The following is a 13,066-nucleotide window of genomic DNA, read 5'->3' on the forward strand; positions in this document are numbered from 1 at the left end:
CGACACGTTCGGATGCGCAGGTCTGCTGGTGCTGATGTTCGAGCCTTAAGCCGCGCGGAGCGCGGGAGGTGAAGCGGGTCTGGGTTCTGTTGCCTGCGGCTTTGTGTATCTGTGGGTTGTTGCTGTGCCGCTTCGCGGTGGGCGGCAGCGGTCACCCCCTTGGCACGGCAGCCGGTCCGGCATCCGGGCGGGATGGGGCTCACGGTCTAAAAGCGGCAGCGACAAGAAAGGGAAGTGGGGGGTTCGGCGCGTTCGACGTGCGGGTTTGCTGGTGGCTAGTGTTCGAGCTTTAGGCCGCACGGGGCGCGGGCTCCAGCGGGTCCGGTCACGTCCAGCGGAGTGGTGTAGAAGATCGGCCTTCGCGTGATCTGTTTCTGCAGGTTAAGCGGTGAGTTCTTGTTGGTCGATCGTGGGGTCTGGTGTGTCGCCTGGGATGATTCTCAGGCGGGCTTTGGCCAGGAAGTCCAGGCCCATGTAGCGGCGGGCTTTGGTCCATTCGTCGGTTTGTTCCATCAGGACGGCGCCGATCAGGCGGATGATGGCGGTGCGGTTGGGGAAGATGCCGACCACGTCGGTGCGGCGCCGGATCTCTTTGTTCAGCCGTTCCTGGGGATTGTTGGACCAGATCTGGCGCCACAGTTCGCGCGGGAAGGTGGTGAAGGCCGGCAGGTCGGCCTTGGCCTCGTCCAGGTGGACGGCGGCGTCGGGATGTTTGGCTTCCAATGTGGCCACCACGCGGGCGTGCTGGGCGTGTACTTCCTGGTCGGCGGGCTGGTCGAAGATCGTGCGGACCAGCGTGGCCACCCATGGCTGCGCGGACTTGGGCACCTTGGTCAGCAGGTTGCGCAGGGTAGTGGGTGCGGCAGCGCTGCCACGCCGCGCCCGGCAGCGTCGAGCCGATCGCCTCCACCAGCCCACGGTGCGCATCGGAGATGACCAGCTGGACGCCCGACAGGCCGCGGGCGACCAGGCCGCGCAGGAACGCCAGCCAGCCGGCGCCGTCCTCGGCCGAGGTGACCTCGACCCCGAGGATCTCGCGGTGCCCGTCGGCGTTGACGCCGGTGGCGACCAGCACGTGCACGTTGACGATCCGGCCGCCCTCACGCACCTTCTGGGTGAGCGCGTCCACCCACACAAACGCATACGGCCCGGCGTCCAGCGCCCGGTTGCCGAACGCCGCCACCTGCGCGTCCAGGACCTTGCTCATCTGCGACACCTGGCTCTTGGAGATGCCCTTGATGCCCAGCTGCTCGACCAGCTTGTCCACCCGCCGCGTGCTCACGCCCAGTAGATAGCTGGTGGCCACCACCGACACCAGCGCCTGCTCGGCCCGCCGCCTGCGTTCCAGCAGCCAGTCGGGGAAGTACGACCCGCTGCGCAGCTTCGGGATGGCCAGCTCGATGGTTCCAGCGCGGGTATCCCAGTCCCGCTCCCGATATCCACTACGCCGGTTGACCCGCTCAACCGAGCGCTCGCCATAACCGGCGCCGCACACCGCGTCGGCCTCGGCCGACATCAAAGCTTCTGCCATCGTCTTGACCATCGACCGCAACAGATCCGGCTCACACGCCCCGATCTGCTCGGCCAACCAGCCCGCAGGGTCCATACTGTTGTCCACGGCCATCGCGTTCTCTTCTCCTTCTGATCTTCGTCGATTCGAAGGATCACGCGATGGCCGTCTCATTTCACGACGCCACGCCACCGACCTGCGCTAACTCGTACACCACCCCGATGGACGCAACCGCGGGTGTTGGTGTGTGTTGTGGTTGTCCTTGGGTTCTGTTGTTGCCTGAGGCTCTGGGCACCTGTGGATTACCGCAGTGTCGCTCTGCGGTGGGCGGCAGCGGTCACCCGTTGGCCCGGCAGCTGGTCCGGCCGCCGGGCGGGATGGGGCTCACGATCCAAAAGCGGCAGCGACAAGAAAGGAGGCGGGGGCGTGGCGCGTTCGGACGCGCAGGTCTCTTGGTGCTGATGTTCGAGCCTTAAGCCGCGCGGAGCGCGGGATTTCGCGCATCCCAGGCAGCCGCCCACCCTCACCCTTCGCACCCTGGCTGGACATCCGCAGCCGCAACCAACGTGACAGCAACACACAGTGCGCCGCACGGACACGTAAAAGGGTCAATTCGGCACCGCTCAACCACCCACCTAGATCAGCCGACTTAAACTCCGACTCACCCGCCCTCAATCACGCGACAACCGTTGGATGGCAACTGGCTCGGCCACCATCAATGACGGCCATCACACGCGCTGATTCTGGAAAAGCATGTCGGCTCGTCCGCGTGGTCGAGCAACAAAGGCATTCGCGCAAAACCGCCCAAACCGGCACCGGTAAATCTTGTGGCCGGATATGGTCGCCGATACATCTCAATGCCTTGCTGAATCACCGAACGTAGCGATACAATAACAGTATGGATTCGATTGTGGATCTTTCGTCCGCTTCCACCGCGCAATTGGTGGAAGCGGCGGCCGCGATCGCTGCCCAACTTGTCCAACGACCCGCCCCCGAATCAGGGGCGGCGTGCATGGAGTTGGCCGAGGAATTGGCCACCGCCATCGATCAGACCGAGTGCGTATTGGCGGGGTTGATTGCGGTGGTGGACCGGACCGGGGAGATGAAGCACTGGGGTTTCGCCTCCACTCAGGCGTGGTTGCGGTGCCGGATGGGCATGCGTGAAGGCCGTGCCAAGGAACGCATCACCCTGGCCCGGCAACTCCCGCGGCTGGAGCGGGTCAGCCAGCAGATGGCCACCGGTGCGCTGCCGTATGGGTATGCCGCGACCATCGCCGACGCCGTCCACCGTCTGGGCGATGCCGACTGTGCCACCGCCGAAGACATCCTGCTGAAGGCTGCTAACGAGGGGTTGTCGGCGGGGAAGGTCGCGCGGCTCGGTAACAAGATTCATGACCTGGTGACCGAACGGAACGGTGACGATGGGCCGCCGGAGGATGTGCGGCGTGGGTATGAGCGGTCGTGGCTGGCGGTGAGCCGGTCGTTGGATGGTGGCTGCTATGTCAAGGGCTGGCTCAATCCCGAAGACACCGCCCTCCTGGATGGCACCCTGGCGCCGTTGGCCAAGCCCGCCGGCAGCGACGACCGCCGCGATCTGGCCGAACGCACCGCCGCCGCCCTGACCACCGTGCTGTCGGGCGGGCACCGCAACACCCGCATCACCGTCATCGCCCGCCTGGACACCCTGACCGGGGACGACCAGCCGGGGTGGCTGCGTGATGGCACGCCGATCCCGGCCGCGCAGGTGCGGCGCCTGGCGCTGACCGCCGGGGTCTCACCGCTGATCCTGGGCCCCGACCACGAGCCGCTCTATCTGGGCCACGCGGTCCGCATCGCCAGCCATGGTCAACGCCGGGTGCTGGAGACGATGTATGAGTCGTGCGCGGTGCAGGGCTGTGAGGTGCCGGGGTTGTTGTGCGAGGTCGACCATGTCGATGGGTGGGCGCTGGGCAACAGTCCCACCGACATCGACAAGCTGGCCTTGTGCTGCGGCTGGCACAACCGGTGGAAACACACCCACCCCGACCAGATGCAGATTACGAAGACCGACGGCCTCTACCGATATCGGGCGCTGCCACCTGAGGGGATCGCCAGATCCAGACGCGGCAGACTTGGACGGTCACCCGATCCCGCCGCCAATCCCTGGCACGACGACCACTTGGCGGCCTGACCACCATCCACACCCCAGCCTGCAGCCCGGCGCACCACCGCACCGGGCCTACAGGCACGCCCATACTCACGCAGCCGCCCTCGGCCTTCTCACAGGCGCGAGCCGCCAAAGAGCAAGCCCATACAAGCTGCCAATCGCCGCTTACATGCCCCATCGCCAAGCCGCGAGCGCTGCAAGGGTGACTGACCACGTCATCGCGTGGCCGCCACCGCACCGGCACTGCCATGACGGGCACCGGCGGATACCCCGGACGCAGCGCGGCAAAATCTTCCACCGGCCCCCGCGAGCCGTCAGGTATGCGCGCTGCCTTCCTCCCACTCACCTCGCCGACGAGTTCGAGCCCCAACCTCGATGCCAGCCGCAGACGGGCGACCGGCCGTAGACGGGCGACCGGCCGCGCACCAGGGGCGACCGATGCCGAGCCCGCCGACCTCGACCTTCACCGAAATGAATCTCGTCAGGACGCAGCAGCCGATATCCCGTGCGCAGCGCGCGGATTTCGCACGCGCGGCGCGGCACGATCGGGGTGAACGTGGCGGCCACAGTGGCGATGTGGGCGGCGGTGGCGTGAGCGGGCGCCTGCTGACGCCATGACCCTCCTGGACGGCGCCAGGCTTCCCCACGTTCGCCTGCGGCTGCGCGGTTGTCCCGGCAAGCACCCGGCGGGCGTCAGATCGGCGCGCTGCTATGCACTCAGGTTTGCCCGGTCCGCCCAGCGCGGTCACGAAGCGGCAGACCTTGCCCTTGGCTGCCTCCATGTAGGTGACGGTCCGGGTCTGCCCTGGCGCCACCGGCCCCGTCTGTGTACGGAACGCGGTGGTCCCCGAAACCACAGCTGATGACCCGCGCTCGTGGCGACTTGCCGCTCGTGCCGGACCTGCGTGGCCGCCCGGTACATCTAGTGCCGTAGCTGCGAACGTTTGCCCTGTCGGTGTGGTGAGGGACGCTGGCGGGGCTGGTGTATCAGATTTGGCAGATGGCGGAGCGGGTCCAGGTTGGGGAGATCGACGGTGACGAGGGTCATCGTCTGCTGCGGATGGTGCGGCGGGGCACTGGCTCGGTGGTGATCTGGCGGCGGGCGCAGATGGTGCTGCGGTCGGCGCAGAAGATGCCGGTCGCGAAGATCGCCGAGGTGACGCTCACCAGCGAGGTCCGGGTGCGGGACGTCATCCACACTTCAAAGCCGACGGGTTCGACTCGCTGTACCCGAAGTGCGCCGGTGGCCGTCCGCGCACGTTCAACCTGCCCGAACGCCGCGAGATCGCGAAGTCCAAGCCGGTCGAGCACGGCCTGCCGTTCGCCACCTGGAGCCTGTCCAAGCTGGCGGACTTCCTGGTCGCCGAGGGGGTGGTCGACGACATCTCCCACGAGGGCCTTCGGGTCCTGCTGCGTGACGAGGGCGTCTCCTTTCAACGCATGAAGACCTGGAAGACCTCCAAAGACCCCGAGTACGCGGTGAAGAAGGCCCGCGTCGAGCATCTGTAGGCGATCGCCGACGGCGAGGTGATATCCGAGCCCGGCGAGCCGATCGTCGTGATCTGCCTGGACGAGTTCGGGCCGCTGAGCCTGATGCCGCACCCCGGCCGGCACTGGGCCGCGGTCGGCGGCAAGGACAGCGACCCCGATCGGGAACCGCGCCCGCTCCGCCTACAACCGCAACGACGGCGTCCGGCGCCTGTTCGCCGCCTACCACCTGACCCGCGACCGGCTGTTCGGGCACGTCAAGCCCCGCAAGAAGCGCACCCGGTTCCTTCAGTTCTGCCGCTACCTGCGCACCCTCTACCCCGCCGAGGTGCGCATCGCGATCGTGTGCGACAACTGCTCACCACACCTGACCACCAGACGGTGCCGCCGGGTGGCGGGCCGGGCCGAGACGAACAACGTCGAGATCGCCTACACCCCGACGAACTTCTCATGGCTCAACCGCATCGAAGCCCAGTTCACCGCGTTGCGCTACGTCGCCCTGGACGGCACCGACCACCGCAGCCACAAGGAACAGGCCAGCATGATCCGCTACATCATCTGGCGGAACCGCCACGCAGACAACGCCCGGCGACGCCAAGTCGTTGCCCGCGCCAACGTGGCCTGACGCGGGATCAGTCACCGATGAACAGCAGATAGTGGTGCGTCCTGCGGGCCACTTCGCACAAAGCCCGGACTTCAACGACCCACGCACCGCCGCGCTCGGCGGGGAGCCGATCCAGCTCCCCAAGCAGCGCCGGGATCTGCCGGTGATTGAAGACCGTATCACCATACGGATCGAGCGCGCCGAGCAAGGGGAACGCTGCTCGGTCCAGGCCGCCGAGGGTGATTTCCCACGGCAGCCCGCACCCCGCCCTCGCCACGACCTCACCGGTCAACTCCCGGCTCACCCACATATTGATCACCACGTGATGCTACGCGGACGACGCGACCCCCGAACCGGGCAAACGTTCGCTGCCACGGCACTAGCGCGGGTGGCCCCGTCGGGAGATCAGGCCGGGTCGTGCTCGGAGGCCTTGATGCGGCGAGTAAACGCGCGCCAGCCGGCGGCGTCGAACGTGAGGGAGGGGCCGCCAGGGTTCTTGGAGTCGCGGACGGCGATGCCGGAGATGCCGAGGGCAGCGACTTCGACGCAGGCGCCGCCAGAGCCGCCGCTGTAGCTGCTCTTGCGCCATACGACGGTTGATCGGTCGGTCATTTCTCTCCCCATGCCGAAGCGACTATCAGGAGGGACTCCTCAGGGGATGCCGCCTTGGTTCGCATGAGATCGTACGACCAGACCGAGCTGTTGACCATGTCTGGCTTCTCGATGAACCACCCGTTGCTCGGCCCATCGACGTAAACCGCGTCTGGTGCGTCCTCAAAACTCAGGATCTGGAATGCGCCGTCGAGTGCGGCGTGCGGGCCCGCGCTGAAGGGCAACACCTGGAACTGGACATTGGGGAGCGCAGTCACCTTGTGAAGGTGATCGAGTTGGGCTTGGAGGACAGCGGTTTCGCCGTACGGGCGCCGGATCGCTGCCTCGTCCACGACGAACAGGCAGTTGGGCGGGGAGGCGCTGGTCAGGAGCGCTTGGCGTTCCAAACGGGCCGCGAGGAGTTCGTCGATCTCTTCCTCTGAGCTGCGGGGTCGGCCTGCACGCAGGACGGCTCGTGCGTATGGCTCGATCTGGAGCAGCCCGGGAAGAACCTGGGTCTCGAACGAGCGGATGAGGGTGGCCTTGGCCTCCAGCGCCAGGTAACGCGGGAAGCCCAGCGGCAGAACGAGGTTTCTGATCGCGCGCTTGTTGGCACGCCAGAGACGGTGGAAGAGGCCGGTCTGGAAGTAGGTGTCGACGTCGCGGGCGAAGTCTTCGGACGGTGCTTCGTCAGAAAGTTCGACGGCGCCGATCCACTGCGGTGTGTAGCCGAGATTCTTGGCGAGCTGGGCCATGGAGAGGCCTGCTCCTTCGCGGCGTGCGCGGAGTTCGGCGCCGAAGAAGCCGGCGAGCGAGTCGGGATCGAGCTCGCGTCCTTGTCGTGACATGGCAGCCTCCGGGGGGCGGGGCCCTTGAGATCTCCTTGAGAGCGCTTGATAGCAGAGGGTAACCCTCCGGGGACAGTCTGGTCGTGTTACTCGGCGGATCGACCGGACGTGAGGTTTCCGATGGACACACGTGCCAGTTCTGACGTTCACGCGCTGGCTGGGCTCCGCGCCGACTTCCCGGGGTGGCGATTCATCCTCAGCGATCGGGGCCGGTGGTGGGCTGTGCGCGGGCCGCTTCCGGACGGCCGTCTCCATGAGGTGGACGCGCACGATGCCGACAGTCCTGCCGAACTGCGTGCCGCTCTCGAAGGAGCCCGATGAACGTGGATCGGCCGCGTTCATCACCGGACGCGGGGAAGGAGCCGGCGCGGCCCGTTCCCCGGGGGGCACCGACTTCGCGGCAGCACCTTGACCGGCTCGCCGCTGAGCTGGGGCGGCGTGGCTGGACGGCGGAACCGCGCTATGGCGAGTATCCGCCGATGCTCCGGGTGTACGCCGCGCGGGTGCCGGCGATCGGCGAATCGGTGACGGTGGACGGTCTCTGGTTCTGGTCGTCGACGGGTGCTTGTCTTGCCCGCTGCTCGGATGTGGAGCGTGCGGCCGGCGAGGTCACGGCCCTGCTGGTGCCATGGCTCTCGGGCAGCCGCACATGACCTCTGGCGTCTTCACCGAGCACGTCTCGGATCATCTTCACTGGGACCGGTCACGAATGAAGAAGCCAACCCCTCACCTGGGCTCATAGCGTGATGTCACGGCCCGAACGAACTGGCCGGACAGGCGGCCCACCAGGCCGAAGTCACACGATGTGAATGAATCCGAGAGAGGGAGCGCACCATGTCCAAGGGCATCCAGACGATCATCTATCCGGTCACCGACATCGCCGCGGCCAAGGCGGTCTACTCCGGGCTCGCGGGCGTCGAACCGTACGCTGACGAGCCCTACTACGTGGGTTACAAGGTGGCGGGCCAGGACATCGGCCTGGACCCCAACGGCCACAAGAGCGGCATGACGGGTCCGGTGGCCTACTGGCACGTGGACGACATCAAGGCCAGTGTGGAGGCGGCCCTCGACGCCGGTGCGGAGACCGTCACCGACGTCAAGGACGTCGGTGGCGGCAGGCTGATCGCCACCCTGAAGGACGCCGACGGCAACCAGTTCGGCCTCCTGCAGGATGCCTGAGCCGGCTGCGGCAGTCTCTCCAGAATCCGGCTGAGGAGTCTCTCCAACATGGTGCTGCCTCGAACGTGGTGGCCGCGCCAAGTCGTCGGCAGACGAACGCAGGGAGAACGCTCATGAAGTTCCGAGCCACGGTGACGGCGGAGCGCACCGCCACCGGCAACGCCAACGGGGTCGAGGTCCCGCCAGAGATCGTCGAGGCCCTCGGCTCCGGTCAGCGGCCGCCGGTCGTCATCACGATCAACGGCCACACCTGGCGCAGCCGGGTGGCGGCCATGCGGGGCAAGCTTCTGATCGGGATCAGCGCCGCCAACCGCAAGGCGAGCGGGATCGCCGAGGGCGAGGAGATCGAGGTCGATCTCCAGCTCGACACCGAGCCGCGCGTGGTGAACGAGCCGCCGGACCTTGCCGCGGCGCTGGACAGCGACCCGGCCGCCCGCGCGGCGTTCGACCGCCTCGCGTACAGCCACCGGCGTAAGCACGTGCTCGCGATCGAGGCGGCCAAAACCGCGGAGACGCGGCAGCGGCGCATCGACAAGGCGATCAGTACGATCCTCAGCGGTTAGACGCGGCGGGCACGCCGATGCGGCGGTCGCCAGGATGCGGGCTGCCGTGCTGTTCCAGATCGCGTTGTTGTCTGACTTGATGAGCCGGCGGGCCGACTTCAGGAGCGCCGGGTCACCTCACGCTGAACGAGGCCGCAGCAAGGCGGCCAGGTTGGGTTCGAACTGCTCGAGCTGTTAAGGCGACCGAGGAAGCACAGACGTCCGGCGGTGTTCAGCGTCACGGCGGGTGTCAGTCTGGCTGGGGCGTCTTCCGCAGTGTCGGATCCGGCCTGGGGAGCGCTTTGAGGTCCGCCCGCGACTCCCGGCTCCGCTTGCCGGTCGCTCCGCAGCGCCGAGAACGGTAACGGCGCTCAGTCGTGGGGGACGGTGCGGCGGATGGCCTTGTCGACGGCGCGCTGGAACGAGGTGACCAGCGACTGGATCATCAGTGGCTTGAGTTTGGTGGCGAGTTCGAGGAGCTGTTCGCGTTCCTCGGGCGGACGGCCGCGCTCGCGGTACGGCCGGACCACGGTGTCCTGGAAGACGCCTTGCAGTTCGGCGGCCAACGCAGTGGTGTAGCGCTCCACGGCCTCATGCGAGGCGATGAGGGTGTCGAGCGGCATGGGCAGCTCGGCGAGCTCGGCGCTGATGCCGAGGAGGGCCGGGCTGACCACGCGGACGGAGGCGGAGCCGGTCAGTTCGACGACTCCCAGGGCTTCGAGGCGCTTGAGGGCCTCGTCGTCGAGGTGCCGCCCGGCGCGGCGGTCGAGTTCGTGGCGGTCGAGCTCTTCGGACTGCTCGGGCGCCCAGGGAGAGAGCAGGGCTCGCTGCAGGGCGAGGTCTTCCGGCTGGGCGTCGAGCGGGATCTTTGCGAGGTGCTTCTCGATGGCGGCGAGGGTGAGGCCCAGCGACTGCAGTTCACGGACGAGCTCCAGCCGAGCCAGGTGGTCGGCGCCGTACAGTCCAGTCCGGCCGCGCAGGCGTGGTGGGGGCAGGAGACCGCGTCCGGCATAGAAGCGGACGGTGCGAACGCTGACTCCGGCGCGGCCCGCCAGCTCGTCGATGGTGAGCTCCATCGCACCTCCTCCCTCATGTGACAGTGCCAGTGTTACATTAATCCTGTATCAGCAAGCACTTACGAGGGGACCGCATGGCGCGAGAGATCTTCACCGAGGAGCATGAGGCCTTCCGCGACATGGTGCGGTCCTTCATCGCGAAGGAGATCGCGCCGTACCACGCGCAGTGGGAGAAGGACGAGATCGTCTCCCGGGACGTGTGGCTCGCGGCCGGGCGGCAGGGCCTGCTGGGCATCGAGATGCCCGAGGAGTACGGCGGTGGCGGCAATGACGACTACCGCTACTACACGATCTTCAACGAGGAGCTCGCCCGGGCGATGGCCACCGGGCCCGGTTTCGCGGTGCACAACGACGTGGTCGGCGGCTACCTCGTTCAGCTGCTGAACGACGAGCAGAAGGCCCGCTGGCTGCCCGGCTACTGCTCCGGCGAGCTGATCACCGCCATCGCGATGACCGAGCCCGCCGCCGGCTCCGACCTGCAGGGCATGAAGACCACGGCGGTCAAGGACGGCGACGACTACATCCTGAACGGCTCCAAGACGTTCATCACCAACGGCATCCTGTCCGACCTGGTGATCGTGGCCGCCAAGACCGATCCCGACGCCGGAGCGCGCGGCGTCAGCCTCCTCATGGTCGAGCGGGGCATGGAGGGCTTCGAACGCGGCCGCAACCTCGACAAGGTGGGCATGCACGCCCAGGACACCGCCGAGCTCTTCTTCGACAACGTACGGATTCCCGCGAAGAACCTCCTCGGTGAAGAGGGCATGGGCTTCATCTACCTCATGCAGAACCTCGCCCGCGAACGCCTGTGCATCGCGGTCTCGGCCGTGTCAGGCGCGGAGCAGGCGTTCGAGACGACGCTGGAGTACTGCAAGACCCGCGAGGCGTTCGGCCGGGCGATCGGCAAGTTCCAGCACAACCGCTTCACGCTGGCGGAGATGAAGACCGAGATCACCGTCAGCCGCGCGTTCGTCGACCAGTGCATCGCCAAGGAGGTCAAGGGCGAGCTCAGCGCCGAAGAGGCCTCGATGGCCAAGTACTGGACCACCGAGATGCTCAAGACCGTGGTCGACCGCTGCGTCCAGCTCCACGGCGGCTACGGCTACATGAACGAGTATCCGATCGCCAAGGCCTACCAGGACGTCCGCATCCAGACCATCTTCGGAGGCACCACCGAGATCATGAAAGAGATCATCGGCCGGTCTCTGGGGGTGTAGGGCGGAGGGCCAGGATGTCCAGGACTGTGTAGGCGCCGGTGATTGTGGCTAGGCCGGCTGCTGTCGCGCGGGGGACGTCGCCGCGGATCAGGTGGGTGATTCCGGCTGCGGTGTCGCAGGCGTCCACCATCAGGCAGAGCTTCCGCCAGCGCCGTCGTGCTGCCGGGTCGCTGGCGAGGTAGCCCAGGCCCAGGGCGATGGCTCTGCTTCCGAAGACCCGGATCAGGTATCGCAGCTCGGGGGCGTCCTGGTTGCTCATGCCTGCCAGCTTCAGGTTGAGACCCGGCGCGGCCAAGGCCAGTGCCCCCCATACGACGCGGCCGCCTGCCGCCACCTCTAGCGCACGTTCCATGCCGGCGACCCTTCCACCTCGGGCTGGCCTGGAGCGATTACCTCGGAGGTAAGGGGCGGGGGAATCGAGTGGTAATCGTGACCTGATGTCGCGTTTGTTGTCGTTGCCTGCGTTTGTGGCGGATGGAACACTAACTTTCCTTCGAAGTTTCGTTCCGTGTGGAGCGGCGGACTGGGGAGCCGTGGAGAAGCACACCAAGAGGCCGGCGAGCATCAAGAGACGCTCGATCGACAAGAAGATCGCGATTGCTTCGGGCGTCGCGATCGCCGTCACGCTGTCCGGGAGCGTGATCGCGATTGCGCAGACCGGGGCGGGTGGTAGTGAGGAGCGTCCCCAGGCTGCGGCCGGTACGCCGACGCCGCCGTCGATCCCGGGCAACTTCGTGCCGGGGCCTGAGTCGATGGCCTCGCCCCCGCCGGTGACGTCGCCGAATCGGAAGCCGCCGAGCAATCCGTTCAGCACGGGCAGGGAGAGGCCCGCGCCGAACGACCCGGACCTGCGCGGTGACAAGCGCGGGGCGAAGCCGAAGATGCCCAAGGCCAAGGGGCTGCCGGGCTTCAAGCCGGCCGACAGCGGGGCGAAGATCACCAAGCTGGAGAAGGTCGGTGCGTCTCTTTACGACGTCACGATCGCCACGCCGGCGCTCGGGACCGAGGTGAAGACGCGCGTTCTGTTCCCCAAGTCGTGGAAGTCCAAGACCACGAAGACGTGGCCTGTTGTTTACGCCTTCCACGGCGGCAACAACCGCTACACGTCCTGGACCAAGGACTCCAACATCCGGCAGGTCGCCGCAGGCCATGACGTGATGGTCGTCATGCCCGAGGGCGGCTGGAACGGCTCGTACACCAACTGGTGGAACGACGGCAAGGGCGGCATCCCGCAGTGGGAGAACTTCCACATCAAGGAAGTCATCCCCCTGATGGAGCGCAACTTCCACGCTGGGTCGTCCCGGGCCGCAATCGGCCTGTCATCGGGTGGGCAGGGCGCCATCACGTATGCCCAGCGCTACCGGGGGTTGTTCAAGTACGCGGCGTCCTACAGCGGCGCGCTCAACATCACCGCGCCTGGTATGCCGACTGTTTTCATGCAGCTGAACGCTGCCGCCGGCGACGACATCTGGGGCGACCCGGTGAGAGACCGCGCCAACTGGAAGGCGCACGACGCCACCGTGATGGTGTCCCGGCTCAAGGGCGTCGGCGTCTACGTCTCCTCGGGTGACGGCCGTGTCGGGCCGTACGACGACCCAGACATGGAGCCCTTGCACGCCGGGCGGGTCGGTGAACAGTTCTCCGGGTACATGGCCACCAGATTCGTGAACGCCGCGAAGCAGGCGGGCGTCCCCATCACGGCCAACTTGTACGGGCCGGGCACGCACAAGTGGGCGTACTGGAAGCGCGAACTGGTCAGGAGCTGGCCCGCCATCACCGCCGCCATCGGCGCCACCAAGGTCGGCGTACGCGACTCGGAGTAGGCGCGAAGCCTCCCCTTGGAGGACGCGGCACTTGCCTTTCCC

14 protein-coding genes and 1 pseudogene are annotated in these 13,066 nt (G+C 67.1%); 8 read left to right on the forward strand and 7 right to left on the reverse strand.

Going from position 1 to position 13,066, the window contains the following annotated elements; all coding sequences use genetic code 11:
* Nucleotides 1-381 precede the first annotated feature (381 nt).
* Nucleotides 382-1,624, reverse strand: a pseudogene (locus tag F8566_RS42150) (IS256 family transposase).
* A gap of 784 nt (nt 1,625-2,408) precedes the next feature.
* Here F8566_RS42150 and F8566_RS42155 point away from each other — a divergent pair.
* Complete coding sequence (locus tag F8566_RS42155; RefSeq protein WP_151568674.1) at nt 2,409-3,680, forward strand: HNH endonuclease signature motif containing protein; 1,272 nt, start codon at nt 2,409-2,411, stop codon at nt 3,678-3,680.
* Between the two features lie 1,020 nt (nt 3,681-4,700).
* Here F8566_RS42155 and F8566_RS50490 read toward each other — a convergent pair.
* A complete protein-coding gene (locus tag F8566_RS50490) occupies nt 4,701-4,850 on the reverse strand; it encodes a hypothetical protein (RefSeq protein ID WP_192810137.1) in 150 nt (49 codons plus the stop codon).
* A gap of 177 nt (nt 4,851-5,027) precedes the next feature.
* Here F8566_RS50490 and F8566_RS50495 point away from each other — a divergent pair, with 177 nt between their 5' ends.
* Both F8566_RS50495 and F8566_RS42160 read left to right on the forward strand, forming a co-directional pair.
* Entirely contained in the window at nt 5,028-5,165 is a 138-nt protein-coding gene (locus F8566_RS50495) for a hypothetical protein (RefSeq protein WP_192810138.1), read from the forward strand.
* Between the two features lie 139 nt (nt 5,166-5,304).
* Nucleotides 5,305-5,769, forward strand: coding sequence for a transposase (locus F8566_RS42160; RefSeq protein WP_225994029.1), 465 nt, complete (start codon nt 5,305-5,307; stop codon nt 5,767-5,769).
* A gap of 7 nt (nt 5,770-5,776) precedes the next feature.
* Here the strand turns inward: F8566_RS42160 and F8566_RS42165 are convergent, their stop codons facing one another.
* From F8566_RS42165 to F8566_RS42175, 3 genes are all read right to left on the reverse strand, one after another.
* Nucleotides 5,777-6,052, reverse strand: a complete 276-nt coding sequence (locus F8566_RS42165; RefSeq protein ID WP_225994016.1) for a hypothetical protein — start codon at nt 6,050-6,052, stop codon at nt 5,777-5,779.
* Between the two features lie 101 nt (nt 6,053-6,153).
* Entirely contained in the window at nt 6,154-6,360 is a 207-nt protein-coding gene (locus F8566_RS42170; protein WP_151568678.1) for a DUF397 domain-containing protein, read from the reverse strand.
* Complete coding sequence (locus F8566_RS42175) at nt 6,357-7,529, reverse strand: helix-turn-helix domain-containing protein (RefSeq protein WP_151568680.1); 1,173 nt, start codon at nt 7,527-7,529, stop codon at nt 6,357-6,359. Before F8566_RS42175 ends, F8566_RS42170 begins: the two co-directional genes overlap by 4 nt.
* Here F8566_RS42175 and F8566_RS42180 point away from each other — a divergent pair.
* The 3 genes from F8566_RS42180 (at nt 7,505) to F8566_RS42190 (ending at nt 8,929) form a co-directional block, all read left to right on the forward strand.
* Nucleotides 7,505-7,840: a hypothetical protein gene (locus F8566_RS42180; RefSeq protein ID WP_151568683.1), complete on the forward strand. Its 336-nt coding sequence runs from the start codon at nt 7,505-7,507 to the stop codon at nt 7,838-7,840. The genes F8566_RS42175 and F8566_RS42180 overlap by 25 nt on opposite strands.
* 181 nt (nt 7,841-8,021) lie before the next feature.
* The gene (locus F8566_RS42185) at nt 8,022-8,366 is read left to right on the forward strand and encodes a VOC family protein (protein ID WP_151568684.1); all 345 of its coding nucleotides are present in this window, start codon (nt 8,022-8,024) and stop codon (nt 8,364-8,366) included.
* Nucleotides 8,367-8,479: 113 nt separating this feature from the next.
* A complete protein-coding gene (locus F8566_RS42190) occupies nt 8,480-8,929 on the forward strand; it encodes a YdeI/OmpD-associated family protein (RefSeq protein WP_151568686.1) in 450 nt (149 codons plus the stop codon).
* 350 nt (nt 8,930-9,279) lie between these two features.
* Here F8566_RS42190 and F8566_RS42195 read toward each other — a convergent pair whose 3' ends face one another.
* A complete protein-coding gene (locus F8566_RS42195) occupies nt 9,280-9,984 on the reverse strand; it encodes a MerR family transcriptional regulator (RefSeq protein ID WP_151568688.1) in 705 nt (234 codons plus the stop codon).
* A 74-nt stretch (nt 9,985-10,058) separates the two neighbouring features.
* On the opposite strand from F8566_RS42195, the gene F8566_RS42200 reads away from it, so the two are divergent.
* Complete coding sequence (locus tag F8566_RS42200; protein ID WP_151568690.1) at nt 10,059-11,201, forward strand: acyl-CoA dehydrogenase family protein; 1,143 nt, start codon at nt 10,059-10,061, stop codon at nt 11,199-11,201.
* On the opposite strand, the gene F8566_RS42205 is transcribed toward F8566_RS42200, so the two are convergent.
* Entirely contained in the window at nt 11,176-11,553 is a 378-nt protein-coding gene (locus F8566_RS42205; protein WP_151568692.1) for a hypothetical protein, read from the reverse strand. The genes F8566_RS42200 and F8566_RS42205 overlap by 26 nt on opposite strands.
* Nucleotides 11,554-11,734: 181 nt before the next feature.
* On the opposite strand from F8566_RS42205, the gene F8566_RS42210 reads away from it, so the two are divergent.
* Nucleotides 11,735-13,024 (forward strand): alpha/beta hydrolase, encoded by a 1,290-nt coding sequence (locus F8566_RS42210; protein ID WP_192810140.1) that lies wholly within the window; start codon nt 11,735-11,737, stop codon nt 13,022-13,024.
* Nucleotides 13,025-13,066: the final 42 nt, after the last annotated feature.

The organism is Actinomadura rudentiformis (genome assembly GCF_008923185.1).
Classification (GTDB): domain Bacteria; phylum Actinomycetota; class Actinomycetes; order Streptosporangiales; family Streptosporangiaceae; genus Spirillospora; species Spirillospora rudentiformis.